Origin of the sequence: Romboutsia lituseburensis DSM 797 (genome assembly GCF_900103615.1) — a bacterium.
Taxonomy (GTDB): domain Bacteria; phylum Bacillota; class Clostridia; order Peptostreptococcales; family Peptostreptococcaceae; genus Romboutsia_F; species Romboutsia_F lituseburensis.
Map to the genome: position 1 here is coordinate 386,218 of NZ_FNGW01000004.1, position 25,751 is coordinate 411,968.

The window sequence follows — 25,751 nt, forward strand, 5'->3', positions numbered from 1 at the left end:
GAGCAAAATTAATTTATGAAAATTGCAATTACAGGAACTGGATATGTAGGATTATCAAATGCTATTTTACTAGCACAATATAATGAAGTAGTAGCGGTAGATATAATACAAGACAAGGTTGACCTTATAAATAATAAAAAATCTCCAATAGTAGATGTAGAGATTGAAAAATATTTAGCTACTAAGGAATTAAATCTAGTAGCTACTACTGATGTATATAAAGCATATAAAGATGCAGAGTTTGTTATAATATCTACACCAACAGACTATGATCCAGATAAAAATTACTTTAATACAAGAAGTGTAGAAGCAGTAATAGCAAACGTACTTTCAATAAATCCAGAAGCTACAATGATAATAAAATCAACAGTACCAGTTGGATATACTGAAAGAGTAAAAGAAATGTTTGATTGTGATAACATAATATTCTCACCAGAATTTTTAAGAGAAGGAAAAGCTTTATATGATAACCTTTATCCTTCAAGAATTATAGTAGGCGAACAATCAGAAAGAGCTAAAAAGTTTGCTAATTTACTGGTAGAAGGGGCTATAAAAGAGGACATACCAGTATTGTTTACTAATTCAACAGAAGCAGAAGCTGTTAAATTATTCTCTAATACTTACTTGGCAATGAGAGTTGCATATTTTAATGAGCTAGATACATATGCAGAAGTTAGAGAGCTTAATACAAAGCAAATAATAGAAGGTGTAGGGTTAGACCCTAGAATTGGAAGTCACTATAATAACCCTTCATTCGGATATGGTGGATATTGTTTACCTAAAGATACTAAGCAGTTAAGAGCAAACTATGAAGATGTACCAAACAACATAATACAAGCTATAGTTGATGCAAATACAACTAGAAAGGATCATATAGCAGATCAAATAATAAAGCAAAATCCTAAAACAGTTGGAATATATCGTTTAACAATGAAAACTGATTCTGATAATTTTAGGGCTTCATCAATACAAGGTATAATGAAGAGGATAAAAGCCAAAGGTATAGAGGTGGTAGTACATGAGCCAGTACTCAAAGAGGATAAATTTTTCAATTCAAAGGTTGTAAATGATTTAGAAGAATTTAAATCTATGAGTGATATAATAGTATCTAATAGATTATCAAAAGAGCTATTTGATGTAGAAGAAAAAGTATACACAAGAGATTTGTTCAATCGAGATTAAGAAATTTAAAATAAAAGATCATGAGTTTATGATGATCTTTTATTTATTTTATTGATTTTAAGAAAGAGGTGATCATATATATTAAATTTTATAAGAGGATTTTGTATGGCACTAGCTGATAGCGTACCAGGAGTATCGGGTGGTACAGTAGCATTTATATTAGGATTCTATGATGACTTTGTAAATTCATTAAATAACTTAATATTAGGAGATAGAAGCGGTAGAATAAATGCACTCAGATTTTTATCTAAAATAGGGCTAGGATGGATAGTTGGATTTATATTATCTGTATTATTTATAACATCTATATTTGAAAAAAATATATATGAGATAAGTTCTTTATTTCTAGGATTTATAATAGCATCTATTCCTTTGATAGTTAAATCAGAACAAAAGATATTATCAAAAAATAAGAAAAACATAGTATTTTTAGTAATTGGAATAGCCATAGTATGTGCAATGACTTATTTTAATCCAGTAAAAAATAGTAGTCAAAGTTTTTCTGTAAATATTAATAATTTAAATATATTGTTTATAGGCTATATATTTATATCTGGAATGATTGCTATATCAGCAATGGTGTTGCCTGGTATTTCAGGATCAACTATACTTTTAATATTTGGTCTTTACGTTCCTATGCTTACTGCTATAAAGGAAGTACTTAAGTTAGACTTTGGATATTTACCAGGTATAATAATATTTAGTTTTGGAATTTTGATTGGTGTGTTTGCAACTGTAAGATCTGTTAGATATTTACTTAGAACCTTTAGACCTCAAACTATATATTGTATTATAGGTCTTATGATTGGTTCTATATATGCTGTTATAATGGGACCGACATCTCTTGAAGTATCTAAGTCACCTATGACCATATCAACATTCAGTATAGTATTTTTTGCTATAGGATGTATTTTAGTTCCTGCATTAGAAAAGTTTAAATCTGTGTTAAAAAACAAAAACGCTAAATCGGAAACAGTAGAAGTAAACTATAATAGTTAAACTTATATATTATATAACTAAAAAGTAGTACTATATATAACCTAGGTGTAGTATAGTGCGTTAAATAGGGTGAGTGTATAATTTATTATGAATAATTTTAATTTATTTTAAACAAGGGAGTATAAAATGAATAAATCACAAGAATTAGTAATAAATCTATTGTCACATGCTATTAGAGGACAAAAGTACGAACTAGATATTAATGAAAATATAAACTGGAACGAAGTAATAGAAGAAGCTAATGAACATAGTGTAAAGGGGCTTATATATACAGCTATAAATAATACAGATTATACAAAAACTATGGATAAAGAAACATTAGATGATTTGAAAAAAACTACTTTTTTTAGTGGAATGTATCAAATAAACCATATAAAACAAGTATCTAAAGTATTAGATGAATTAAATAAAGAAGCGATTCAGGTAGTAGCATTAAAAGGATTAATAGTTAGAGAGCTTTATCCTAAACCAGAGCAAAGAACTATGGGAGATGCAGATCTGATAGTTAAAGAGGGTGATTTAAATAAAGTAAGATTAATACTAGAAACTCTAGGATATACAGTATCTGATAGGGAATATCATCATCATATAAGATTTAAACATAAAAATCACTTAGATATAGAAGTACATTGGGTGTTAGGTAATGGTAGATTTTTTGATAGTATAGATTCAATAGAAGATAATATATGGGAAACTTGTATTCCAGTAAATATTGGAGTAAGTAATGCACTTTCACTATCCCTAGAAGATATGACACTGCATTTAATAACCCATATGGTAAATCATATTAAGGATGCTGGATTTGGAATTAGGCAGCTATGTGATTTAGTTGTATTAGTTGAAAAACAAGGACATTTAATTGATTGGAGTTTATTTAATAAAAAGGTGAAAGAATGCAATATTATAAAATTCACATCTGTAATATTTAATATATGTAATAAATTATTCAATATGGAAATTCCAAGTGAAATATATATCGAAAGTATTGATGAAGAAAATATGAATATCTTTATAGATGAAATTTTTTCAAATGGAGTATTCGGAAAAAGACATACTCATAAGCAATATGCTAATTGGTCAGCATGTAACATAGATAGAGAGGAACCTAAAAATGTATATTTTAAAAAAGTATTTTATACAATGTTTGGACCTATAGATACATGGGGGGATAAATACAATTATGCTAAGAAAAATAAAATATTAATACCAATAGCATATATTCATAAATTTTTATATGGATTATTTGGTAACAAATTTACACTAAAAGAAAAATTTAATCTTATATTTAAAACAACTAAAGAATCAAAAAATAAAGATGAAATATTAAAATGGTTAGAATTACAATAAAGTAAAATAAGACCTATCAATATACAAGGGGAAAAACAGGAGGAACAAATGAAACGCACAGTAAGAAAAGCAATAATACCAGCAGCTGGACTAGGAACTAGATTTTTACCAGCAACAAAATCACAACCAAAAGAAATGCTACCAATAGTAGACAAACCAACGCTACAATATATCATAGAAGAAGCAATAAACTCAGGGATAGAAGAAATACTAATAGTAACAGGTCGTAGCAAAAAAAGTATAGAAGATCACTTCGATAGATCAGTAGAACTTGAACTAGAACTTGAGCAAAAAGGCAAAAAAGAAATGCTTAAGATGGTACAAGACATATCAAACATGGTAAATATCCACTACATCAGACAAAAGGAGCCAAAAGGGCTAGGACATGCTATTCATTGTGCTAAAAGTTTCATAGGAAACGATCCATTTGCAGTACTTTTAGGTGATGATATAGTAGATAGTGAAAAGCCTTGTTTAAAGCAATTAATAGATTGCTACAATGAATACAAAACTACTGTATTAGGTGTTCAAGAAGTTGCAAAAGAAGATACTTGCAAGTACGGAATACTAGATGTTAAGCATATAGAAGATAGAGTATACAAGGTAAAGGACATGGTTGAAAAACCAGATATTGATAAAGCTCCATCAAATATTGCTATACTTGGTAGATATATAATAACTCCAGCTATATTTGATATACTTGAAAATCAAGATCCTGGAAAAGGTGGAGAGATACAATTAACAGATGCACTTCAAACTTTAGCAGATCAAGAAGCTATATACGCATACAACTTTGAAGGTAGAAGATACGATGTAGGGGATAAGTTAGGTTTCTTAGAAGCTACTGTTGACTTTGCATTAAAAAGACCAGAGCTTAGAGATGAATTTATGGACTTTTTAAGAAGTAAAGGTGAAAATAAAAAAGCTAAAGAAGTGACTGTTAATGTAATGGATGAAGTGGCAATAGATGCTGAATAATAAATAAAAAATAAAGCCAACAGTAGATTAATTATTATTATGACTGTTGGCTTTATTATTTTTTTGGTTTAAGTTTTCATGTGTCAGTTTTTTTATATACAAAATTAAATAGATATAGATTATTAAATTAGTATAGTTGGTAGAATATACTTGTAGTATTAAATAATGGCTGCAACTATTAATGCTACATCTGTGGCTAATATGTTATAATTTTTAATATAATATGACAAAGAAGGTGATTGAAATTAAAAATCTTAACACTACAAATTTACAATCTATTGGATTATCACAAACATCAAAAGGTGTTTTACTTAAATGGAATAGTGAAGACAAATACTATAAAAGTGGAGCACTACATTACGGCATTTTTAGTAAAGTACATCCAGTGGTTTAATGTATTTGTTCAAGAATAAGAGAAAAACTTGGTCTTAAAGGTGTTGACTATAAATTAGAAGTTATAAAAAGCAAAGGTTGCGAAGATTTTGAAGAACAAGAAATACTTTGCTGTGTAAGTGATAACTTTTTAAAAGCTGATGAAACTTTGATTACCTTTGCAAAACATTATAAAAACTATAATCAAAAACTAACATACAATAAATTACTAGAGGATTTTAAAGATTTTGAAGAAGAAATAAACCAAACTTTACTATTTGACTTTATAGTTAATAATATAGATAGACATTTTAATAATTTTGGATATATTATAAATGGAAAAAGAAAATATTGTCCAATATTTGATAATGGTTTAAGTTTATACTCAGACTTAAATTTAGAAGAGATACAAGCTATTAATAAAAATGAATATGCAAAGAAAAGGTATGATAAAAGTAAACCTTTTGAAAATAAGCACAATTCACAGATAAAGTTAATTAAGAAGCTACCTCACATTAACCTAAATAACACTAATGAAGAATTCACTAAAATTATAGAAGAGTACAAAGATTATCTTGGAGAAAAAAGAGTAAGGGCAATGATTATGTTGTTAGAGGAGAGGTTAAATTATGTTAGAAAATTATACTCTAATGTATAAAAATATTGAAGTAGGAAACATAAGCTACAATCAAGATAAAGATCAATTTTCATTTAAATTAAATGAAGAAATTAAAGATACAAAATACTTGCCACCAATACTTTATGATTATACAAATTTATCATTAGACTACAAACCTACTCATGAAAATATACTTTGGTGGATAGAGGATAGAATTATGCCTCCAGAAAGAGATGCTATAGATCATATACTTGATAAAATGGGTTTATCAATATATAACCCATGGACAATACTAAAAGAAAATAAAGGAATGACATTAGAGGATTATTGGTGGATAAGAAAAGATAATGAAAAATATGAGCAATGCCATATTAGATATTTATTGGAAAATAAAATTAGAACAGACTTTGGTAGACCTGTTTAAAGATATTAGAATAATTATCTAAGGGTATGAGATTTACAGGTGAACATAAGCGAAGTTTTTTAGAAGCTACTGTTGACTTGGATATATTATTTAGGGGTGAGTAGCGATGCTAAGCACCCTATTTATGTGTTTTAAATACCAGTAATTATATATAAGTATTACAAAGAGTATACCTATGGGTAGTGTTCTAAAGTTTATTACAAACCTATAATATTATACATAGATTGTAGAGTTGGAGGTTTTAAAACAATGAATAAAAAAGATTGGAACAACCCAGAATTAAATGTATTAGGATTAAAAGACACAGCTAATGATGAACTAAAATACCCTTGTGACTATTGCACAACTAAGCATTATACACAAGAACAAAAAGACTTACATAATTCTATATATCATAAAGATCAAATGCATACATCATAAAATTCATTATAGAAGATAAAGAAACTTTTTTTTAGAGTACAACATCTAAAAAGAAGTTTCTTTATTTGTACATATTTTAAAAGATAAACGTACTAGATATTGTTTTATATAGACAATTATTATTCAAATACAGTCTTATAAATAACGTTATAGATTTATATACTATTTGTTAAAGCTGCTCCTCTTTAGTATTAAACAAGACTATACTGATACCTAATTAAATAAAATTTATATATTGATAAAATTATATTATAGCTATTGGAATATTTTTACATTTTATAGTTATGTAAATTTTAGAATTAGGAGAATTAAAAATGATAAAAAACAAAATGGTAAAATTAGTAGGATCAGCTATGGCAGCAGCATTAGTATTTGGGACTTGTATTCCAACAATAACAGCTAATGCAAATGCACCAGAGCAAGGTCAAACAAATATAGAAAACATGGATAGAGAGCAATATGAGTATGCTCGTCAAGAAATACAAACAGCACTAGATTTATTAGATAATGCTGACTTAACAAACGTAGATAACTACAACAAAATGATGGCATTTACAAATGCTGCAAAACAAAGATTAGAAGGCATGGAGTCAAATCAGTGGGTAGATGATTTATATAGCAGAATAGAAAAAGAAATCTTCCCAAGTGCAAATGTAGCATTAAGATTAATGAACGATATGAGAGCGCTACAAGGTGTAGATAAAAATGATAAAGAAAATAAAGAAGCATGGATAAATGCACTTAATGAAGCTGTAACATATGCAAGAGTAAACTACTTAGCAAATGACAATACATTAAGAAGTGCTATAAAAGTATTACATACAGAAGCTGGATTAATAACAGAAGATAAAGAAGATCAAAAAACAGAAGAAGTAAACATGGATAGAGAGCAATATGATTATGCACGTCAAGAAATAGAAACAGCACTAGATTTATTAGATAATGCTGATTTAACAAATGTAGATAACTACAATAGAATGATGGCATTTACAGGTGCTGCAAAACAAAGATTAGAAGGTATGGAATCAAATCAATGGGTAGATGATTTATATAGCAGAATAGAAAAAGAAATATTCCCAAGTGCAAATGTAGCATTAAGATTAATGAACGATATGAGAGCATTACAACGTGTAGATAAAAATGATAAAGAAAACAAAGAAGCATGGATAGATGCACTTAATGAAGCTATCACATATGCAAGAGTAAATTACTTAGCAAATGATAGTACATTAAGAAGTGCAATAGATGTACTACATACAGAAGCTGGATTAAAATAATTAAATTATAATTATAAAATGGAGTGTAGATAGATTTATGAAAAATAAATTTATCTACACTTTTTTACGTTTAAACAAAGGGAATTTTTATCAGATTAACATTTATTATACTAACTTAATATAATAAATTAAGTTGTCAAAAAACAACTGAATTTATCATAAGGAGTATGAATATGTCTAGAAACAACTGTAACATAAATGGAATAGATGTGAGCAACTGGTCTGGAAACATAGATTTCAGCCAAGTTGCTCAAACAGATGTAAAAATTGTATATATACAAGCTACAGAAGGTGTTTATTATACTGATCCATATTTACACGAGTTTTATAATGGAGCAAAAGCAAATGGATTAAAGGTAGGTTTTTATCATTATTTCAATCCAGGTAGTTCACCAACTCCAAGAGAGCAAGCCAGATATTTTGTGGATGCATTAAAAGGATTCAAGATAGATTGTAGACTAGCACTAGATTTAGAAGAAACAGGAGGTCTAAACAATGAAAAATTAACTAATCAAGCTATAGAATTTTTAGAAGCTGTAAAAGAATTTAGTGGACTAGATGTTGTAGTTTACACATATACAAATTTTGCTCAAACTAGCTTAAATACTAATTCTGATATAGGAAATTATAAGTTATGGATAGCTGAGTATAGTTCAAATTATCCTCAACAAAACCCTGTATGGGGAGAGGAATATATTGGATGGCAATATTCTGATTCAGGAGATGTTAGAGGAGTAGGTGCCAATACGGATTTAGATTATTTCTCAAGTGAAATATTATTAGAACACAAAGAAGATACTGAGCACAAGCCAACAGAAAAGCCACATCATAAACCATCTGAAGATACACACCATAAAACAAATAATCCAAAAATAATAGATTATATAGTAAAGCCAGGAGACACTCTAAGTCAGATAGCATTAAATTATAACACAACAGTAAATGCACTAGTACAAGATAACAATATTCAAGATCCAAATCTAATATATCCAGGTCAAGTAATAAAGATATACAAAAGTGGGAATCATCACCAATCAACTCCTGTATATATAGTAAAATCAGGAGATACACTAAGTCAAATTGCACTAAATTATAATACAACAGTAAATAAATTAGTTGAGCTTAATAATATCAAAAATCCAAATCTAATATACCCTGGACAAAGAATAATATTACCTTAAAAAAATAGCTAAAAAACCGTTATTTTAAATAAATTTCAATACCGAGGACATAATATATTTAATTGTATATATAAGCCTCGGATTTTTTTTCATCAAAATAAATATTATAATAAATTTAAAATTGGGTATTGACTTATAAACAAAAAATGACTTATAATGACATCGTGGAATTGTAAGAAAAGTCTGATTTTACTTTAAATAATAAAACAACTTTTCGAAGTAGTGTAAATTACTGGATTTCATGGGAAAATTTAATATATCGGTAGGTGAGGTTACCTTAGGGATACGGGTTGATGCCGCGAAATAGTGGAGACACTATTAGCTGGTTAGCAGGATACATCGAAAGTGAAGGTGTATTTTAATTCAATATCATGCCCTAAGAAGCTAAAGCTTGAACGAGAGAATATATACTATTTATTTTGATGAGATTTAAATCCTTGTTTGGCTGTAGCTAAATGAGGATTTTTTTTGAATAAACGAAGTTGTTGGTGACAGAAGCGACTTTTAATTAATAGAGAGAGGTGATATCAAATGGATTTGGAAAGGCATAGTTACACAGGGATAGATGAGACATATCGGATGAAGACCTAAAATTTTTATGAGAATTCGTTAGTATCTATTCCCTAAGCAAGAGAAAATACAGCTTAATCAGGAGGGAATAAACATGAAATTAAAATTCAACAGAAAACCAATACAAATAGCTAAGAGATTAAATAAAGAAGAGACTGAAGAAAAATTAGTTAAATTCTCAGCTTTAAGTCCAGAGGAATTAATGGAGGAATTTAACACTAGTGAAGGTGGATTAACTAAAGATTTAGTACAAAAAAGAACTGAGGAATACGGTAAAAATGAACTAAATCAATCAGATGAGGATAGTTGGTACAAAAGATTATTTGAAGCATTTATCAATCCTTTTACGTTAGTTTTACTATTACTAGCAATAGTATCTTTTGTCACAGATTTCTTGATAGCTAAACCTGGTGAGAAAGAATTAACTACTGTAATTATAATTGCTACAATGGTTACATTAAGTGCAATGTTAAAGTTTATACAAGAAGGTAAATCAAATAATGCTGGTAAACAGCTAAAAGCTATGATAAAAACTACATCAACTGTAATTAGAGATAATAAAGAGTACGAGGTACCTATAGAAGATTTAGTGCCAGGTGATGTAATTAGATTAATGGCAGGAGATATGATTCCAGCAGATGTTAGAATAATAAGTGCAAAAGATTTATTTATTAGTCAGGCATCTATGACTGGTGAATCAGAGCCTGTTGAAAAATTTGCTAATTTAAAAAACAATAAGTTAAGATTAACTAATTATATAGAAGCTCAAAACCTTGCATTTATGGGTACGAATGTTATAAGTGGCTCGGCAACTGCTATTGTAATAATAACTGGAGACGATACACAAATAGGGACTATAGCAAATACAGTTACTGAAAAAAGAGAGTTAACTAGTTTTGATGAAGGTGTAAATGCTGTTAGTGTTTTATTAATCAAATTTATGATGATAATGGTACCTATAGTATTTTTAATAAATGGTATAACTAAAGGTAATTGGCTAAATGCACTTTTATTTGGTATATCTATTGCAGTTGGTTTGACTCCAGAAATGTTACCTATGATAGTAACTACTAACTTAGCAAAAGGTGCTCTATCAATGTCTAAAAGCAAGACTATAGTTAAAAATCTAAATTCTATACAAAATTTTGGTGCTATAGATGTTTTATGTACTGACAAGACTGGTACTATAACTGAGGACAAAATTATATTAGAAAGACATTTAGATATACACGGAAATGAAGATATTAGAGTACTAAGACATGGATATTTGGTAAGTTATTTCCAAACAGGACTTAAAAACTTACTAGACCAAGCCATACTAGATCATGGTAGACAAAATGGACTTAAAACTTTAAATGAAGCTTATGAAAAAGTAGATGAAATACCTTTTGACTTTACTAGACGTAGAATGTCTGTTGTTTTAAAAGATAATAACGAAAAAACTCAAATGATAACAAAAGGTGCAGTTGAAGAAATGTTAGACATATGCACATTTGCAGAATACCAAGGTGAGGTTGTAGAGCTTACTGAGGAAATTAAAGAAGAGATTTTAGAGACAGTTAAAGATTTAAATGGAGTGGGTATGAGAGTTATTGCAGTAGCTCAAAAAACTCAGCCTTCACCAGAGGGAATATTCTCTGTACAAGATGAATCGGACATGGTGCTTATGGGATATATAGGATTTTTAGATCCACCTAAACAGTCTTCTGTAGAAGCAATCAAAGCATTAAAAGAGTACGGAGTAGATGTAAAAGTACTAACTGGTGACAATGAAAAAGTTACTAGACATGTATGTAATCAAGTGGGAATAAGTGTTGATAATATACTTTTAGGACATCAAGTAGAAGTTATGACTGATGAAGAGTTAAAAGTAGAAGTAGAAAGAACTAGTATATTTGCTAAGTTATCACCTCAGCAAAAAGCTAGAATAGTTTCAATACTTAGAGAAAATGGTCACGTAGTTGGATTTATGGGAGATGGAATAAATGATGCTCCTGCTATGAGAAAAGCAGATATAGGTATATCAGTAGATACAGCTGTTGATATAGCTAAAGAATCTGCAGATGTAATATTATTAGAAAAAGATTTAATGGTACTTGAAAAGGGAATAGTTGAAGGTAGAAAGACTTTTGCAAATATAGTAAAATACATTAAAATGACTGCTAGTTCTAACTTTGGTAATATGTTTAGTGTGTTGGTAGCTAGTGCATTGCTTCCATTTTTACCTATGTTGCCTGTGCAACTATTAATATTAAACTTAATCTATGATATATCATGTATATCAATTCCATGGGATAATGTAGATGAAGAGTATTTAAAAGTTCCACGTAAATGGAATGCAGATTCTATAGGTAGCTTTATGAGATGGATAGGACCAACAAGTTCTATATTTGATATTCTTACTTATATAGTATTATTCTTTGTTATATGTCCTATGATAACTGGAGGACACTATTGGTCACCTGGTGTTGATAAAGAATTATTCATGATGGCATTTAATGCTGGATGGTTTATAGAATCATTATGGACTCAAACTTTAGTAATCCATATGATTAGAACTCCTAAGATTCCATTTATACAAAGTAATGCATCAACTCAGTTAACAGTTTTCACTACAATAGGAATAATAATAGGTACACTAATTCCATATATACCATTTGGTACAGCACTAGATATGTACCCTATGCCAGCAGTATACTTTGCATGGTTAGCATTAATAATAGTAGGCTATATGGTTGTAGTTACTATATTTAAGAAAATATATATTAAAAAATATGGAGAGTTATTATAATAATTTAGACATATTAATTTAAATATAGTAGATAAGTATCAAACTAAATAAATACAATATAGAAGAAATAAATATTATATTTGAAAAATAAAATATAAAAGAAAAAAGGCTAATATTTACTAAAATATTAGCCTTTTTAAAATAAAAAAACAGTTAAATATAAAATTATATTAAGTCAAAATTTGAAATTGGCACATTATAAATCTTTAGAATATCCTGTAATCCTTCGAATATTTCTTCTCTAGAAAAATTACATTCTTCTAACTGATTTTCAGAAAACTTACTAATAGTTTGGTAAAAATCCACAGCTACTTTTAAATAATCTAGATTGCTTTCATCTAAAGTTTTAAATAGTAAATTTTCAGCTTCACAAATCTTATGTTGGCTAATAAGACTATGAATTTCTTCATATAACTTATCAGCTTGCGAGTAGTTGTCTTTATCATGTATTTCATATTCTATTGAACTTGTTTTAAATATTAACTTAGCTACACAACGCCCAATCCCCTCGATTTGCCTGATCAACCAGTCCTGTGTGTATCCCATAGTTATTTCTCCAATCTATTTTAAATTAGTAATCTTATTAATTTACTATTTTTTTAATTCTACACAAATGAAAAAATTCCTTTATTTTTTACTTATAATTAAGTATAATTTTAAAAAAAATTCTATATAAATGCATTTATTTCAAGTAAAAAATTAATAAATTTATATTTCATCGTAGATACATTTTATCTTCATATGTAACTCTTCTTTTTCCTCTGCAGTGAAGCAGTCACTAGTGAAAACCATAGTAGCTAAAGCTATAATTCTGTTATAGTGTGCTGAATGGTTAACTTCTTTTTCTTCTTCCTCTTTATTGTCCTCTACCTCGATGTCCATATCCTCTAATACTTTATCTAAAAACATAAAATCCCCCTAATTAATTTATATATTTTAAAATTTTTACAAAAAATGGCAATGTTGCCTAGAACAACTATAACACTAGATAAATAAAATTTCAACTTTTTATGGTCAAACAAATCATAAGTTCGAAAAAAAGAACGTAAATTTAGCCACGAAATACGTGGCTCATACTACTTAATCTCGATAATTTTTAGATAGGTAATTAAATATATCATCTTTTATGTCTTTAGATACTTTATTGTTACCTAAATAACCATTAATAAAATTTAATAAATCCTTTTTTAACTGAACTTTATCGTTATCAGTAAATTTGTTTCTATCGTTACTTTTCCCTAGTAAGTAATCAACAGATACATTAAAGTATAATCCAAAGTCTTTTAATGCTTCTATTTCAGGCATTCTTTTATCGTGTTCATATTGAGATATAGATGCTTTTGTAAATGTATATCCATACAATTTATTAAACTCATCTGCCATTTCTTGTTGATTAAGTTTTTTCTCTAACCTTAAACCTTTAAATTTCTCTCCGAAAGTCATAATTTATCACCCCACCATAAGTTAAGTATAGTATAAGGTTTTATTTATGTAAACAAATTACAAAAAAATTTGAGAAAATTAATTTTATATATTGAAAGTTAACTCAAAATAAACTACGATTTGCTTGTTATTAAGTATTATTTATATAAGGGGGAGTGAATATGGCATATTGTTTTAATAAAATGAATAGCAAAGTTTTGAAATTTGATGTGTTAAAAGATCTTGATAAAATAAGGTTTAATCATTATATTATGAGAAAAGAAAATATAAATAGATTGATTAAAGATTTGCCCGATGGTCAGTTTAGTTTGACTATAAGTGAAGTACAAAGGGAGCTTAATTTATCTAAAAGAAAAGCTTACAATCTCATAAAAGAATTTGAAAATATAGGGATAATAAAAAATATCATTAAGGGAAATTTATCTAGAAATAATTCTGTATATGAGTATGTGGTGAAAGATTTTGAAACTGATTTAAGTAAAGGTAAGGATATAGAAAAATCTAGTGATATCAATACATATACTAATACTAATGTAAAAGATATGTGTAGTGACATGAATAGTGATTTGATGAACTTAAAAAAAGAGAACTTAAAAAGAGATTTAAATAAAAATAATATATACGCGTCTATAATCGATTACCTAAATGAAAAAAGCAGCAAGAATTTTAAAAGCACTACTAAAAAAACTAAAAGTGTGGTTGATGCTAGAATTAACGAAGGTTTTGTTTTAGATGATTTTTATAAAGTTATAGATATTAAATGCAGCCAATGGTTGTATAGTGATATGGCAAAATATCTAAGACCTGAAACTTTATTTAGCAATAAATTTGAAGGATATTTAAATGAAATTAATACTAATAAAGTGGATGATAGCAATGATTGTGAGATTTGGGACATTAAGTTTGATTACTAATAGTTAGAAAAAATTGTAAAAATATATTGCGAAATAAACTCAAATGAAACTATAATTAAGTTATAGATAACCTTAGCGAAATTTATAATTTACACCTTACCACCAAATTATAAATTGAGGTGTATTGGTATGAAAAATTTTGATGCTGTTAATATAGAACAATCTATATTGGGCACTTTTATAGTAGATGAATCTTTAGGATATAAGCTTGAAGAATTAAGTAGAGATTTATTTACTTTTGATTATAACAAAGAGATTTTTAGTATTATGCTTGATTTATACAAATCAAATATGAGTTTGGATATTCAGACTATTTCAACTAAGTTAAGTGAAAATAATTTAGAAGTAAATATAAGTTATTTGAGCAACTTAGCGGTAATGAGCCAAAGTTTTGCTATTGATACTCATATTGAAATTTTAAAAGATAAATATTTAAGAAGAGAGATTATAAAAAATTGTACAAGCTTATTTCAAAGTTTAGGTGATGGAGATGAGATAAATTCTGTTATTTATAATTTTGAAAATAGGATGCAAAAAATATTAAACAAAGAGAAAGTAAAATACAACGATAGTATTTGTGATATATGTGAAGGTTTATTGAATTTCTTAGAAAGTGATGAAGAAATCGGTATGAGATTTGGGGTTAAATTTTTAGATGATGTTATTGGGGGACTTTTCAACGGGGAATTAACTACTATTGCAGCTCGTAGTGGTGTTGGTAAAACAGCTCTAGCCCTTCAAATCATGTTAAACTGTATGGAACAAAAAAAGAAAGTTTTGTTTGTAAGTAGGGAAATGACAAGTCAGCAAGTCTTTATGAGAAATCTCACAAAAAGAACAGGTATTAGCACAAAGAATATGAAAAATAAGGATTTAGACGAAGATAGTTGGAAAAGTATTATAAAAGTCATGGGTGATTTTAGTCAAAGAAACTTGATATATATAAATGACAAAATAAGTACTATTAGTGAACTTAGAAAAAGGATACGAGTATTAAATCCTGACTTAGTTATAGTTGATTATGTTCAGCTTATGAGTGTTGAAAGTAGTTTGCAAAATAGGGAAAGAGAAGTAGCTACTTTATCTAGGGAACTTAAAAATATTACCTTAGACTTTGATATACCTGTTATTCAGCTAAGTCAATTAAATGATGAAATGAAAGATTTTAGACCTTGGGGTGAAAGACCTATGAGAGATAGTAAGGCTATATTTCATGATAGCAATAACGTTATTTATATACACGAACCAGTTTTATCTGAATTTGATGAAGCATGTGATGATATTAAAAGAGATAAAAGAAGTGTGCTAAATGCTAAGAAAAAGGGAATTAAATTAGTTGATTTAATAGTTGCAAAATGTAGAGATGGGGAGATTGGATTTAGGCATTACTGTTATAAAGGATCTAGACTACATTTTCAATATATTGAATATTAGGGGGATATGATTAAAAAAGGAGAATATCTCAATTATGAGAATTCTCCTTTATAGCAACGGTCGAAATCATTAGCTATTTTATATTTAATATGTTTTTGGATAATTCATTTATACTATCAGTTAAGCTAGATAGTTTTCCTTCTATTCTAACTAGTAAATACATAGATAGAGCAATTGGAAAGCCTATATTAGCTATTAGAGTTTGAAAATTACTATCCATAATTTAACCTTAAGCTAAATCGTAGTTTTCAGTGCCAGTTTCAACTACTTTAGCATCAACACAAGCGGCAAAATCATCACCATTTGATGTAAATATATTTTTAGATAGTATATTATCCATAGCAGCTTTTATTTCACCTTCAGTTAAACCTTCTTTAGGATTATCCACAGATATAGATACCTTTTTACCTAAAACAGTTTTAAAAGTCATTACTAATTTTTTCTTAATTTCCATAATTAAACCTCCATAAATTTAAATTTTTAAAGCAACAGGCAAAGTCGTTGGCGCCATGAAATTTTATGCAGATAATGTTGTATTATCTATTTTTGCTACCTCTAGCAAAGTATGATCTTGAAGTGATGCTAATAGTTCACCTACTTCATGAACAGCATCATTAGATGCACTTGGTTTTACGTTTGATAAAGTCTTAGTTTTAGTCTTTATCTTTCCTGTTAGTTCATCTTGACCAATTTGAAATTTTAATTTTAATCCTGATGGATTTTTTGTAGCTATTGCCATAATTCATTCCTCCCTTTGTTTTGTTTTTTAAGCTTGTTTAGCTTATATCTATATAGTACTTAGTGGGATGAAAATGTAGTTATAAAGTATATTGGCAATGTTTTTTAGAGTAAAAAATTTTAAAAATAGTTTTTCACAACATCTTCAGAATACAAGTTGATATATTTGAGCAACGGACCTGTTTTTTAGGCGTTGGCGATAGGAGTGAAGCGACTTTTTGCTTAAAGCTGTATTATATTAGTGAGATTAATAAATAGGAGGGGATTTATATGAAGGTTAAATTAGATGATTTAAGTATTAATGTAAGTAATTTATTTAATATTGTTGGAGAGGAAAAGTTTTTAGAGATTACTAAGCTTTATGGGGGGAACAATTTATATATTCCTACATATAAAAGTGCTATTAGGGAAAGTAGAAATAGGGAAATTATTAATAAATTTAATGGGTGTAATGCTGATGTCCTAGCTAGAGAATATGGTATTAGTGTTAATTATGTAAACAAAATTGTTAAGGGATAATTGGTGTATTGACACTAATTAATGTATGAAAAAGAAGGTAATGGCTCGAAATAACATGGAAAATAGCGTATTTAGCACAAATTTGCAAATGGAAAATTATTCATTTTCAAACCTTCTTATGCTACTATTGAAATACAATTAGTTTGAAAATTGAATAAATAAGAGGGGGAAGTTTATGAAAAACAAAAAACTGTTATCAACTGTAACAGCAGGGGCATTGTCATTTTCTATGTTGGCTTCATGGTCTGCAAGGCCTATAGAGGCAAATGCACAAACTACACCACAGTGGAATGTGGAGAAATACGGAGATCGTATTGATGTAGATAGTCAACTAGAGCAATTATCTAAGGATTCATCATTTCTAAAGCAAGCAGACAAGGATATCAAAGCAAACGCAGCACAATTTAATTTTAATGAAAACCAGTCATCAAAAGATTCTACTAATAATGATTCCTTTACATACGATGGAGGAACAAAGCTATTTTTAAATAGAAAATTAAACTTCAAAGAATTTACTCTTCGTAGTGTTGGAGAGAATGTTGAAATTTGGGTAGCAAATGATGTATCTTTCCCAGAAGGTGATTCTCGTCCAGATCCTGTAATTACACAAAGTCAAGTAGACAAACTTCGTGATGAGTTTGATAAAAATATTTATCCAAAAGATACTGAATTTTTTGGAACTCCAGACAAACATGATGGTTCAAAATCTCCTATAGCTGGAAAGGTTGAAGGCATTCCTAAAGGTTATTATGAGGGTAGTGAAAAAGTTATAATGCTAGTAGATAATATTATAGATGATAATTATAATGATCCAAATTATCCATTCTTTGTAGCAGGTTTTTACTGGCAAACACTTGAAAAATACATGGATAGAAATATCATAACAATAGATACAAGAGATTGGGATACTCGTTTAGAATCTACATTCTATGGAACAACTATCCATGAACTTCAACATTTGATTCATGCAGACAATGATGCTGCTGAAGAAACATGGATTAATGAAGGTATGTCTACTTTCTCTGAATATCTTGGAGGATATGGGCATGATGATGGTTCTATCAACTTCTATTTAGATCATCCAGAAAATTCACTTGTTAATTGGGATGAACATAAAGTAACATCAACAGGTCCAGAAACTATTGCCGATTATGGTCAGGTATATTTATTTACTTTATATATGAATGATAAATTTGGTAAAGACTTTATTAAAGATTTAGCATTAAATAAAAATCACGGAATCAATAGTATTAATGAAGTATTAAAAGATCATGGAATAAACCTTACTTTTACTCAGCTTTATCAAAACTTTATAACTGCACTAGCTTTAGATAGTGACAGAGGAGGAAATAAGGATTATAAGTTTGATAGTATCAATCTTAGAGATATTGCTGTAGATAAACAAGGTACAAAACGTGGTATGACAGTAAACTATGAAAAAGCTGCACAGTTTGAAAAAACAGGGGTTCCAGCTTGGGGTGGAGACTTTAAGAAATTAGATTTTAAAGATAAAATTAGTAGTATATCTTTTGATGGTGTAGACTTCTTATCAAGTCCATGGAAATCAGTAGCTGATCCTAAAGATCCAAATAATAAAGTACTTTGGGGTAATACAGGTGATGAAGCAGATAATGGTTTGATATTTGAAGCAGATCTTACTAATAAAGACAAAGCGACTTTAAAATTTGATAACCTTATTAATATAGAAGAGCAATGGGATTTTGGAGTTGTTCAAGTTTCTACAGATAACGGTAAAACTTGGGTAAGTCTAGCTAATGAAAATACACGTAGCGATGCAGTGCAAGAAGGACATCCAAAAATAAAAGAAAACCTTCCAGGATTTACAGGAACTTATGATGGATGGAAAAAGGAAACATTTGATTTAAGTGCATATGCTGGTCAAAAAATATTAGTTTCATTCCGTTATTTAACAGACTGGGGAAATAACGAAGCTGGATGGTATATAGATAATATTGAAATACCTGAAATTGGATATATTAAAGATGGAAGTTCTATAGATGGTTTTAAATCATTTAAAGAATTAGCTGGTGAATATGTAAATTACACAGTAACATTTATTAATGAAAGAGAAGTTGGAAACAAAAATGGAAAGAAAACAAATTATAAGGTTATTACAGTGGATCCATTCAATGTAACTCAAAAGGATGCATTATCATTAAGACAGTTATTCCATGATGGAAATAACTATATGATTACATCTTATGCAGCTCCTACAGATGATAAAAATCCTGTAGATTTCACTTATCAGGTTAATTTAAAGACAAATAATTCTCATAAAAAATAAATATGAGCGCCTAGCACTTTAAATAGTGTTGGGCGTTTTTTTAGTGTGATGATGTCGTTGGCGACATGAAGTGTAGCGGATTTTTTAGTGTGATGATATGATTACATAAATTTTAATGAGAAAAAATAATAAAAGACATTGGTTTTCATAAATTCGATGTAAAAAAATGTAGAAAAATGTAAAAAAATGTATTTTAATAAAATAAAAAAGATGATAAAATTATAAATCTGTGTATTCTATATCATTTAAAGGTGGTGAGTAGATATAGATATAGGTATATACAAATAAAATAGATGTACTATTAAAAAGGAGAAGTAATTTGAAAAAGTATCAAAAAATAATATCTATTATCTTAATTATTTCCATATTTGCAACATCATGCCCTATGGAAATCTTTGCACAAGAGATACCTAACATATTTTCTATATTTAAAAAAGAAGATGCGTTAGATGAAAATGAAGAACCTAAGATAATTGGAGAAATAAAAGAAGAAAGAGAAGAAAATGTAAAATATTTCTTGAAAGAAGACAAATCATATGAAGCTGCTATTTATCCAAATGCAGTTCATTATAAAGAGAATGATGAATGGAAAGACATTGACAACTCTCTAGTCCAGAAACTTGATAATGAAGAAAATCAAAATGTATTAGAAAATAAGCAAAACGAGTATAAGATAAAAATAGCTAATAATACAAAAGCAAAGAAAACCGTAAAAATAAAAAAAGATAGCTATGAACTATCATGGAATATAGATAATGCATCTGATTCTAAGGCTGAAATTATTGGAAATGATAATGACTATTCGGATTCATTATCAAAAGAAGAAAAGAAAAAGATTGTACCTAAGATTGGTTCATCTGTTAAATTTAAAGATGTATATGAAAATGTAGATTTTAGATATGACCTTATATCTAGAGACATAAAAGAAAGTATAATTATAAAAGAAAAATTGAATGACCCAGTATTCAGATTTAATCTAAAACTTAAAAATTTAATTCCTAAATTACAAGAAGATAAAACCATAATTTTTTATGATGCTCAAGATACAAGTAAACAAGTATTCATGATGGATGCACCATTTATGTATGATGCAAAAAGTGAAATAAGCAATGATATCCAATTAAATATTAAAGAAAATAAAAATGAATTTATATTAGAATTAGTTCCAAATAAGGAGTGGATGGATAGTACTGATAGAGTTTACCCAATAACTATTGACCCATCAGTAAGCACACCTATAGAAAGAACTAAAATACATGACGCTCATGTATCTCAAAGTTATGGCACAGATAATTTTAGCAATAGCGTTATGTTGAAAACTGGAAAAGGGTCACTTTCAGGTATAAATAGAAGTTATATGTCATTTGATTTACCTGAATTAAAAACAGGGGATCTAATAACAAATGCTAATCTAGATTTGTCATTATACTCAAATAATTCAACATCAGCACAAGTAAATGTACATAAAGTTTTATCTGATTGGAATTCTTATGGTATAACATGGAATAATAAACCTGCATATGGATCTAAAATTGAAGATTATGCAATCGCTCAAGGTGAAGCAGGCAAATTTTTAACGTGGAATATAACAGGTATAGTAAAAGAATGGTATTCAAGTGGAAATAACTATGGATTGATGATAAAAAACAATAATGAAACTACAGGATATACAGAGTATTTTTCATCAGATCAATCATCAGACGAAGCAGAATTTAGGCCACAAGTTACAATAGATTATATAAATAATTCTGGTCTAGAAGATTACTGGACATATCATTCGCAAGATATAGGAAGAGCTGGAACGGGATACATTAATGACTATAATGGAAACTTTGTCCTAGTTCATGATGATTTAGAGATGAATGGAAATAGAATGCCAATTTCCATAAATCATGTATTCAATAGTAATGATAGAAGTTCAAGTGTAGGGTATGGGCTTGGGTGGAGAACTAATTTTAACCAGCGGATAGTTTCTGAAACTATTGGAGGTACCCAGTATTACGTTTATATAGATGAAGATGGAACCAAACATTATTTAGAATATAGTACAACAAACACATACAAAGATGAATCTGGATTAGATTTAACCTTGACAATAGATCCATCTGTTACAAATGGAAGATTTAAGCTAAAAGATAAAGGTGGAAATCAATTAGTATTTAATCAATATGGAACTTTATTGTACATAGAAGATAATAACAGTAACAAAATAACATTAAGTTATGATGGACCAAACTTAAATAAAATAACAGATGGAGCAGGAAGAGTTGTAAATTTAAATCTAGATGCTAATGGAAGACTTACAACTATAGTAGATCCAAGTAATAGAACAACAACTTTTACTTATGATGCATCAAATAGACTTACAAAAATAACTTATCCTGATTCTAAATATACTACGTACACTTATGATTCAAATAATAATTTAACAAGTGCAACAAATTTTGATGGATATAAAATAACATATACATATTATCAAACTTCTCCATATCGAGTACAAAAAGCACAAGAATCTCATACAAATGGGACACTTGGAGAAGAGATTGGTGTATCTTATGGTTATAATACAACAACATTTACTGATTATAAAGGTAGAAAAAATGTATATCAATTTAATAATCAAGGAAACACAATAAATATAAAAGACAACGATGGAAGTGCTCAGTATTATAAATATTTTGAAAGTGGCGGAAATAAAAATAAACTTAATAGCCAATCAAAATTACAAAAAACTATTTCAAACTATTTAAAGAATCATAATTTTGAACAAAATGGATATTGGAGTGAGTTTAACTATGGTAACTCAACTGCTAACATAAGTTTTACAACTGAAAATAAGAACATAGGAAATCAATCTTTAAAAGTTGAAAAAACTAATGCGCTAGGAGATCAGGGTTACTATCAAAGTGTTTCATTAGAAAAAGGAAAAACTTATACACTTTCTGGATATATAAAAACCAATAATATTTCAACTGGAAATAAAAAAGGTGCCGCCCTAATTGTTACATATCAAAAATCGGATGGAACATGGCAAAGTGTATACTCTGATTATATAAATGGAACAAAAGATTGGGAAAGATATGAAACAACATTTACATTACCTTCAGATGCAATGTCTAATTCAGCGACGGTTAAAGCAGGTGTTGATAGAGAAACAGGAACAGCATATTTTGATAATCTACAGTTAGAAGATGGAAATACAGCAAACAGATACAACTTAGTAGAAAATGCAAACTTTGAGTACGAAACATATTTTTGGCAAACTAATAGTGCTTGTAATAGTTCTGATTTTAGAACAACAGCTACAGGTCAACCTGCATCACTAGGTAGTAATGTATTTAAAATAAGTGGAGAAGCAGATAAAAGTAAGTATATAGCTCAAACAGTAAATATATCAGGAAAAAAAGGTGATGCAATAGTATTCGGAGGCTGGTCAAAAGGAGAAGGAGTACCAGATCGAAACTATGCAATTGACCTTGGTATTGAAAAAACAGATGGAACATATCAATGGATCGGAGGTCGATTTAACGAAGATTCAAATGAATGGCAATATACATCAAAGGTAGTTGTAGCTGATGGTGATTATAAAAGTATTAAAATTTATGCACTATATTACAACAATGCAAATTCAGCATATTTTGATGGACTACAATTATACAAAGAGGAATTTGATGAGAGTTATCAATACGATTCAAATGGTAATGTAGTATCTACAAAAGACTTAGATAAGCAAAACTCACAATTTGCATATAATACAAATAATGATTTAATTAAGTCTGTAGATCCTAAAGGAAATAGTTTTAAGTACAATTATGATTCAAAACATAATATGTTAGATGCAACATCATCTGAAAATGTAGTATATTCATTTACATATGATAGTTACGGAAATCCATTAACATCAAAAGTTGGAGATTCTAGCTTATTTATAAACTCATCATCAACTTACACTGCAAATGGAAACTACATAAAAAGTCTTAAAGACTCTGAAGGTAACGTAGTAACATATAATTATGATGAAACAAAAGGAAATCTAAATAGCGTATCAGATGCAAATGGAAAAGCTACATCATACTCATATGATAATATGGATAGACTTCAAAGCACATCAAAAGTTGCAGATGGAGCTACAATAACTAATAGTTATTCATATGAAAATGATAAACTAAAAACTATAACACACAATGGATTTAACTATGGTTTTGGTTACGATTCATTAGGAAACAACACAACAGTATCAGTTGGAAATCAAAACTTAATAACTAATACTTACGAAGCAAGAAGTGGAAAACTTCTAGAATCAAAATATGGAAACAACCAAAAAGTAAGTTCTGTATACGATAATGAAGACAGAGTAATATCTGAAAAGTACACAAATGCATCAAATGTAACTCAAGAGACACATAAATACTCATATGATGCAAGTGGAAACTTAGGATATCATGAGGACTTAGTAAATAAAGTAAACTACAGATACATATATGATTTATCAGATAGGTTAGTAAAAATAAAAGAATCTAATGGAAATGAAATATTATACAACTACGATGCAAATAGCAATCATAACAAAGTCACAGAAAAAGTAAACAACAACACATATGTAACAAGTTACGCATATGACAAAGACGATAGACCAACAAGTGTTACAACACCTAAAAATAAAAATATAAATTATAACTATGACAAAATAGGAAGATTATCAAATAACACAATAAGTACAGGACTAATACCATACACTACTAAGTATTCATATTTAAATGGAATAGATGGATCTACAACAAACAAGATATCATCTATTGAAAATGGAGGAAAGAAAATTTCCTACACATATGATAAAAATGGTAATATAGAAACTATAACTGAAAACTCAAAAACAACAAAATATTACTACAATGAACTAAATGAACTTATAAAAGAAGAAGTAAGAGATAGTGGCGGATCACTTGAAAAAACTATAAAGTATTATTATGATGGTGGAGGAAACTTACTAAAAAGAGAGTTGTATAAAGGAGAATCTACAACTCCTGCAGTAACATCTACTTCTACACAAATTGATGATAACTGGAAAGATAAATTTACAGGATTTAATACAAGAAGTATAGGAATTGATGAAATAGGGAATCCAATATCATGGGAGAAATGGGTTACTAATACTGATGGTGAAATTTTAGATATAGATGGTAATGTAGATAAAGATGGAGAAAATCCACTTTATGAACAATGGGAATTTGAATGGGAAGAAGGAAGACAGCTATCAAAGATATCTAGAAGTGGAAAAAGTCTATATGATATAGCATATAAATATAACTCTGATGGAATAAGAACAGAAAAGACAGTAAATGGAGTTACAACAAAGTACCATGTAGTAGATGGTAATGTAACATTTGAAACTAATGGAACAGATAAAATCTATTACACTTATGATAGTGAAAATAAGCTTGTAAGTATAGAGTTAAATGGAGTAGAATATTACTACGTAAGAAATGCTCAAGGAGATATAATATCTCTAATAGATAGTTCAGGTGATGAAGTTGTATCTTATACTTATGATACATGGGGTAGACTATTATCAATAGATGGAAAGTTAAAAGATAGCTTAGGAGTAAAGAACCCATATAGATATAGAGGATATAGATACGATAACGAAACAGAGTTTTATTACTTACAAAGTAGATACTACAACCCTGAGTGGGGAAGATTTCTAAATGCAGATAGTTTAGTTGGAGAAACTGGAGAATTATTATCTCACAATATGTTTGCATACTGTTCAAATGACCCAGTAAACAATGAAGACACAGGTGGGGAATCTGCAACTGGAATCCGACGTCGTAATCCATTGGTAACTGGAATTGCGTTACTTGAAACTATGATAGCTGGATCTTTATTATATACACAAAATAGGATAAAGAAATCATATACAAGTTATAGGTCTAAAATAAAAGTTTATTCATCAGAGTTAAAAACAAAACAAAAAAGTAAAACAAAAACATTCCCTAAAAATCCTAAAGAGTTAGACAAAATTTTAGGGAAACAAGGGCAAAAGGTTAAAGATGGACCGAAGACTAAGGGCAGGAATAAAACAAAGTGGACGCTGCCTAATGGCGTAACCGTAACACATGAGCAACATCCATACGACACTACTGCACCCAAATATCACAAAGGTCCACATTACCATGTTGATGGGCCAGGATATGCCCATACTCGTTTTATGCCAGGTGCTAAAATACCTAATTTTTAA

At 28.7% G+C, this 25,751-nt stretch carries 22 protein-coding genes and 1 riboswitch; of the genes, 16 read left to right on the plus strand and 6 right to left on the minus strand.

Annotation, left to right across the window (positions count from 1 at the left end):
• The first annotated feature begins 15 nt into the window (after positions 1–15).
• The 11 genes from BLP75_RS10155 to mgtA all read left to right on the plus strand — a co-directional run bounded on the left by BLP75_RS10155 (position 16) and on the right by mgtA (position 12,160).
• The gene (locus tag BLP75_RS10155; protein WP_092725796.1) at positions 16–1,182 is read left to right on the plus strand and encodes a nucleotide sugar dehydrogenase; all 1,167 of its coding nucleotides are present in this window, start codon (positions 16–18) and stop codon (positions 1,180–1,182) included.
• A 105-nt stretch (positions 1,183–1,287) separates the two neighbouring features.
• Complete coding sequence (locus tag BLP75_RS10160; RefSeq protein ID WP_092725798.1) at positions 1,288–2,181, plus strand: DUF368 domain-containing protein; 894 nt, start codon at positions 1,288–1,290, stop codon at positions 2,179–2,181.
• A gap of 126 nt (positions 2,182–2,307) precedes the next feature.
• Complete coding sequence (locus tag BLP75_RS10165) at positions 2,308–3,528, plus strand: nucleotidyltransferase domain-containing protein (RefSeq protein WP_092725799.1); 1,221 nt, start codon at positions 2,308–2,310, stop codon at positions 3,526–3,528.
• Between the two features lie 48 nt (positions 3,529–3,576).
• Positions 3,577–4,506 (plus strand): UTP--glucose-1-phosphate uridylyltransferase GalU, encoded by a 930-nt coding sequence (galU, locus tag BLP75_RS10170; RefSeq protein ID WP_092725801.1) that lies wholly within the window; start codon positions 3,577–3,579, stop codon positions 4,504–4,506.
• 235 nt (positions 4,507–4,741) lie between these two features.
• Positions 4,742–4,900: a hypothetical protein gene (locus BLP75_RS18170; RefSeq protein WP_170139065.1), complete on the plus strand. Its 159-nt coding sequence runs from the start codon at positions 4,742–4,744 to the stop codon at positions 4,898–4,900.
• A 147-nt stretch (positions 4,901–5,047) separates the two neighbouring features.
• Positions 5,048–5,536: a HipA domain-containing protein gene (locus BLP75_RS10175; RefSeq protein ID WP_092725803.1), complete on the plus strand. Its 489-nt coding sequence runs from the start codon at positions 5,048–5,050 to the stop codon at positions 5,534–5,536.
• Entirely contained in the window at positions 5,508–5,921 is a 414-nt protein-coding gene (locus BLP75_RS10180; RefSeq protein WP_092725804.1) for a hypothetical protein, read from the plus strand. Before BLP75_RS10175 ends, BLP75_RS10180 begins: the two co-directional genes overlap by 29 nt.
• 249 nt (positions 5,922–6,170) lie before the next feature.
• Positions 6,171–6,341: a hypothetical protein gene (locus BLP75_RS18175; protein WP_170139066.1), complete on the plus strand. Its 171-nt coding sequence runs from the start codon at positions 6,171–6,173 to the stop codon at positions 6,339–6,341.
• A 314-nt stretch (positions 6,342–6,655) separates the two neighbouring features.
• A complete protein-coding gene (locus BLP75_RS10185) occupies positions 6,656–7,618 on the plus strand; it encodes a hypothetical protein (protein ID WP_092725805.1) in 963 nt (320 codons plus the stop codon).
• Between the two features lie 173 nt (positions 7,619–7,791).
• On the plus strand, positions 7,792–8,799 hold the full coding sequence (locus BLP75_RS10190; RefSeq protein WP_170139067.1) for a GH25 family lysozyme: 1,008 nt from the start codon (positions 7,792–7,794) through the stop codon (positions 8,797–8,799).
• A 251-nt stretch (positions 8,800–9,050) separates the two neighbouring features.
• A riboswitch (M-box (ykoK) riboswitch) is annotated at positions 9,051–9,211 on the plus strand.
• Between the two features lie 252 nt (positions 9,212–9,463).
• Positions 9,464–12,160, plus strand: a complete 2,697-nt coding sequence (gene mgtA, locus BLP75_RS10195) for a magnesium-translocating P-type ATPase (RefSeq protein WP_092725808.1) — start codon at positions 9,464–9,466, stop codon at positions 12,158–12,160.
• A 165-nt stretch (positions 12,161–12,325) separates the two neighbouring features.
• Here the strand turns inward: mgtA and BLP75_RS10200 are convergent, their stop codons facing one another.
• The 3 genes from BLP75_RS10200 to BLP75_RS10210 form a co-directional block, all read right to left on the minus strand.
• Positions 12,326–12,706: a DUF6483 family protein gene (locus BLP75_RS10200; RefSeq protein ID WP_092725810.1), complete on the minus strand. Its 381-nt coding sequence runs from the start codon at positions 12,704–12,706 to the stop codon at positions 12,326–12,328.
• Positions 12,707–12,868: 162 nt separating this feature from the next.
• Positions 12,869–13,069: a hypothetical protein gene (locus BLP75_RS10205; RefSeq protein ID WP_092725811.1), complete on the minus strand. Its 201-nt coding sequence runs from the start codon at positions 13,067–13,069 to the stop codon at positions 12,869–12,871.
• A 171-nt stretch (positions 13,070–13,240) separates the two neighbouring features.
• Positions 13,241–13,603, minus strand: a complete 363-nt coding sequence (locus BLP75_RS10210) for a helix-turn-helix domain-containing protein (protein ID WP_092725812.1) — start codon at positions 13,601–13,603, stop codon at positions 13,241–13,243.
• A gap of 161 nt (positions 13,604–13,764) precedes the next feature.
• On the opposite strand from BLP75_RS10210, the gene BLP75_RS10215 reads away from it, so the two are divergent.
• Together BLP75_RS10215 and BLP75_RS10220 are read left to right on the plus strand one after the other, a co-directional pair.
• Positions 13,765–14,517: a conserved phage C-terminal domain-containing protein gene (locus tag BLP75_RS10215; RefSeq protein ID WP_092725814.1), complete on the plus strand. Its 753-nt coding sequence runs from the start codon at positions 13,765–13,767 to the stop codon at positions 14,515–14,517.
• 129 nt (positions 14,518–14,646) lie between these two features.
• The gene (locus BLP75_RS10220) at positions 14,647–15,951 is read left to right on the plus strand and encodes a replicative DNA helicase (protein WP_092725816.1); all 1,305 of its coding nucleotides are present in this window, start codon (positions 14,647–14,649) and stop codon (positions 15,949–15,951) included.
• 73 nt (positions 15,952–16,024) lie between these two features.
• Here the strand turns inward: BLP75_RS10220 and BLP75_RS10225 are convergent, their stop codons facing one another.
• The 3 genes from BLP75_RS10225 to BLP75_RS10235 form a co-directional block, all read right to left on the minus strand.
• Positions 16,025–16,171, minus strand: coding sequence for a YvrJ family protein (locus BLP75_RS10225; protein WP_092725817.1), 147 nt, complete (start codon positions 16,169–16,171; stop codon positions 16,025–16,027).
• A gap of 9 nt (positions 16,172–16,180) precedes the next feature.
• On the minus strand, positions 16,181–16,405 hold the full coding sequence (locus BLP75_RS10230) for a DUF2922 domain-containing protein (RefSeq protein ID WP_092725818.1): 225 nt from the start codon (positions 16,403–16,405) through the stop codon (positions 16,181–16,183).
• Positions 16,406–16,468: 63 nt separating this feature from the next.
• A complete protein-coding gene (locus tag BLP75_RS10235) occupies positions 16,469–16,690 on the minus strand; it encodes a DUF1659 domain-containing protein (RefSeq protein WP_092725820.1) in 222 nt (73 codons plus the stop codon).
• Positions 16,691–16,959: 269 nt separating this feature from the next.
• Here BLP75_RS10235 and BLP75_RS10240 point away from each other — a divergent pair, with 269 nt between their 5' ends.
• The 3 genes from BLP75_RS10240 to BLP75_RS10250 all read left to right on the plus strand — a co-directional run bounded on the left by BLP75_RS10240 (position 16,960) and on the right by BLP75_RS10250 (position 25,751).
• Complete coding sequence (locus BLP75_RS10240) at positions 16,960–17,208, plus strand: Mor transcription activator family protein (RefSeq protein ID WP_092725821.1); 249 nt, start codon at positions 16,960–16,962, stop codon at positions 17,206–17,208.
• A gap of 175 nt (positions 17,209–17,383) precedes the next feature.
• Positions 17,384–19,513: an immune inhibitor A domain-containing protein gene (locus BLP75_RS10245; protein WP_092725822.1), complete on the plus strand. Its 2,130-nt coding sequence runs from the start codon at positions 17,384–17,386 to the stop codon at positions 19,511–19,513.
• A gap of 319 nt (positions 19,514–19,832) precedes the next feature.
• Positions 19,833–25,751 carry a DNRLRE domain-containing protein gene (locus tag BLP75_RS10250; protein WP_092725824.1) on the plus strand — a complete coding sequence of 1,973 codons (5,919 nt, stop codon included), beginning with the start codon at positions 19,833–19,835 and terminating at the stop codon, positions 25,749–25,751.

What these genes read in the sequence shown, in the direction of transcription:
- BLP75_RS10155 (WP_092725796.1), top strand. Translation starts at nt 16, where the DNA reads ATGAAAATTGCAATTACAGGAACTGGATATGTAGGATTATCAAATGCT.
- BLP75_RS10160 (WP_092725798.1), top strand. Translation starts at nt 1,288, where the DNA reads ATGGCACTAGCTGATAGCGTACCAGGAGTATCGGGTGGTACAGTAGCA.
- BLP75_RS10165 (WP_092725799.1), top strand. Translation starts at nt 2,308, where the DNA reads ATGAATAAATCACAAGAATTAGTAATAAATCTATTGTCACATGCTATT.
- galU (WP_092725801.1), top strand. Translation starts at nt 3,577, where the DNA reads ATGAAACGCACAGTAAGAAAAGCAATAATACCAGCAGCTGGACTAGGA.
- BLP75_RS10180 (WP_092725804.1), top strand. Translation starts at nt 5,508, where the DNA reads ATGTTAGAAAATTATACTCTAATGTATAAAAATATTGAAGTAGGAAAC.
- BLP75_RS18175 (WP_170139066.1), top strand. Translation starts at nt 6,171, where the DNA reads ATGAATAAAAAAGATTGGAACAACCCAGAATTAAATGTATTAGGATTA.
- BLP75_RS10185 (WP_092725805.1), top strand. Translation starts at nt 6,656, where the DNA reads ATGATAAAAAACAAAATGGTAAAATTAGTAGGATCAGCTATGGCAGCA.
- BLP75_RS10190 (WP_170139067.1), top strand. Translation starts at nt 7,792, where the DNA reads ATGTCTAGAAACAACTGTAACATAAATGGAATAGATGTGAGCAACTGG.
- mgtA (WP_092725808.1), top strand. Translation starts at nt 9,464, where the DNA reads ATGAAATTAAAATTCAACAGAAAACCAATACAAATAGCTAAGAGATTA.
- BLP75_RS10200 (WP_092725810.1), bottom strand. Translation starts at nt 12,706, where the DNA reads ATGGGATACACACAGGACTGGTTGATCAGGCAAATCGAGGGGATTGGG.
- BLP75_RS10205 (WP_092725811.1), bottom strand. Translation starts at nt 13,069, where the DNA reads ATGTTTTTAGATAAAGTATTAGAGGATATGGACATCGAGGTAGAGGAC.
- BLP75_RS10210 (WP_092725812.1), bottom strand. Translation starts at nt 13,603, where the DNA reads ATGACTTTCGGAGAGAAATTTAAAGGTTTAAGGTTAGAGAAAAAACTT.
- BLP75_RS10215 (WP_092725814.1), top strand. Translation starts at nt 13,765, where the DNA reads ATGGCATATTGTTTTAATAAAATGAATAGCAAAGTTTTGAAATTTGAT.
- BLP75_RS10220 (WP_092725816.1), top strand. Translation starts at nt 14,647, where the DNA reads ATGAAAAATTTTGATGCTGTTAATATAGAACAATCTATATTGGGCACT.
- BLP75_RS10225 (WP_092725817.1), bottom strand. Translation starts at nt 16,171, where the DNA reads ATGGATAGTAATTTTCAAACTCTAATAGCTAATATAGGCTTTCCAATT.
- BLP75_RS10230 (WP_092725818.1), bottom strand. Translation starts at nt 16,405, where the DNA reads ATGGAAATTAAGAAAAAATTAGTAATGACTTTTAAAACTGTTTTAGGT.
- BLP75_RS10235 (WP_092725820.1), bottom strand. Translation starts at nt 16,690, where the DNA reads ATGGCAATAGCTACAAAAAATCCATCAGGATTAAAATTAAAATTTCAA.
- BLP75_RS10240 (WP_092725821.1), top strand. Translation starts at nt 16,960, where the DNA reads ATGAAGGTTAAATTAGATGATTTAAGTATTAATGTAAGTAATTTATTT.
- BLP75_RS10245 (WP_092725822.1), top strand. Translation starts at nt 17,384, where the DNA reads ATGAAAAACAAAAAACTGTTATCAACTGTAACAGCAGGGGCATTGTCA.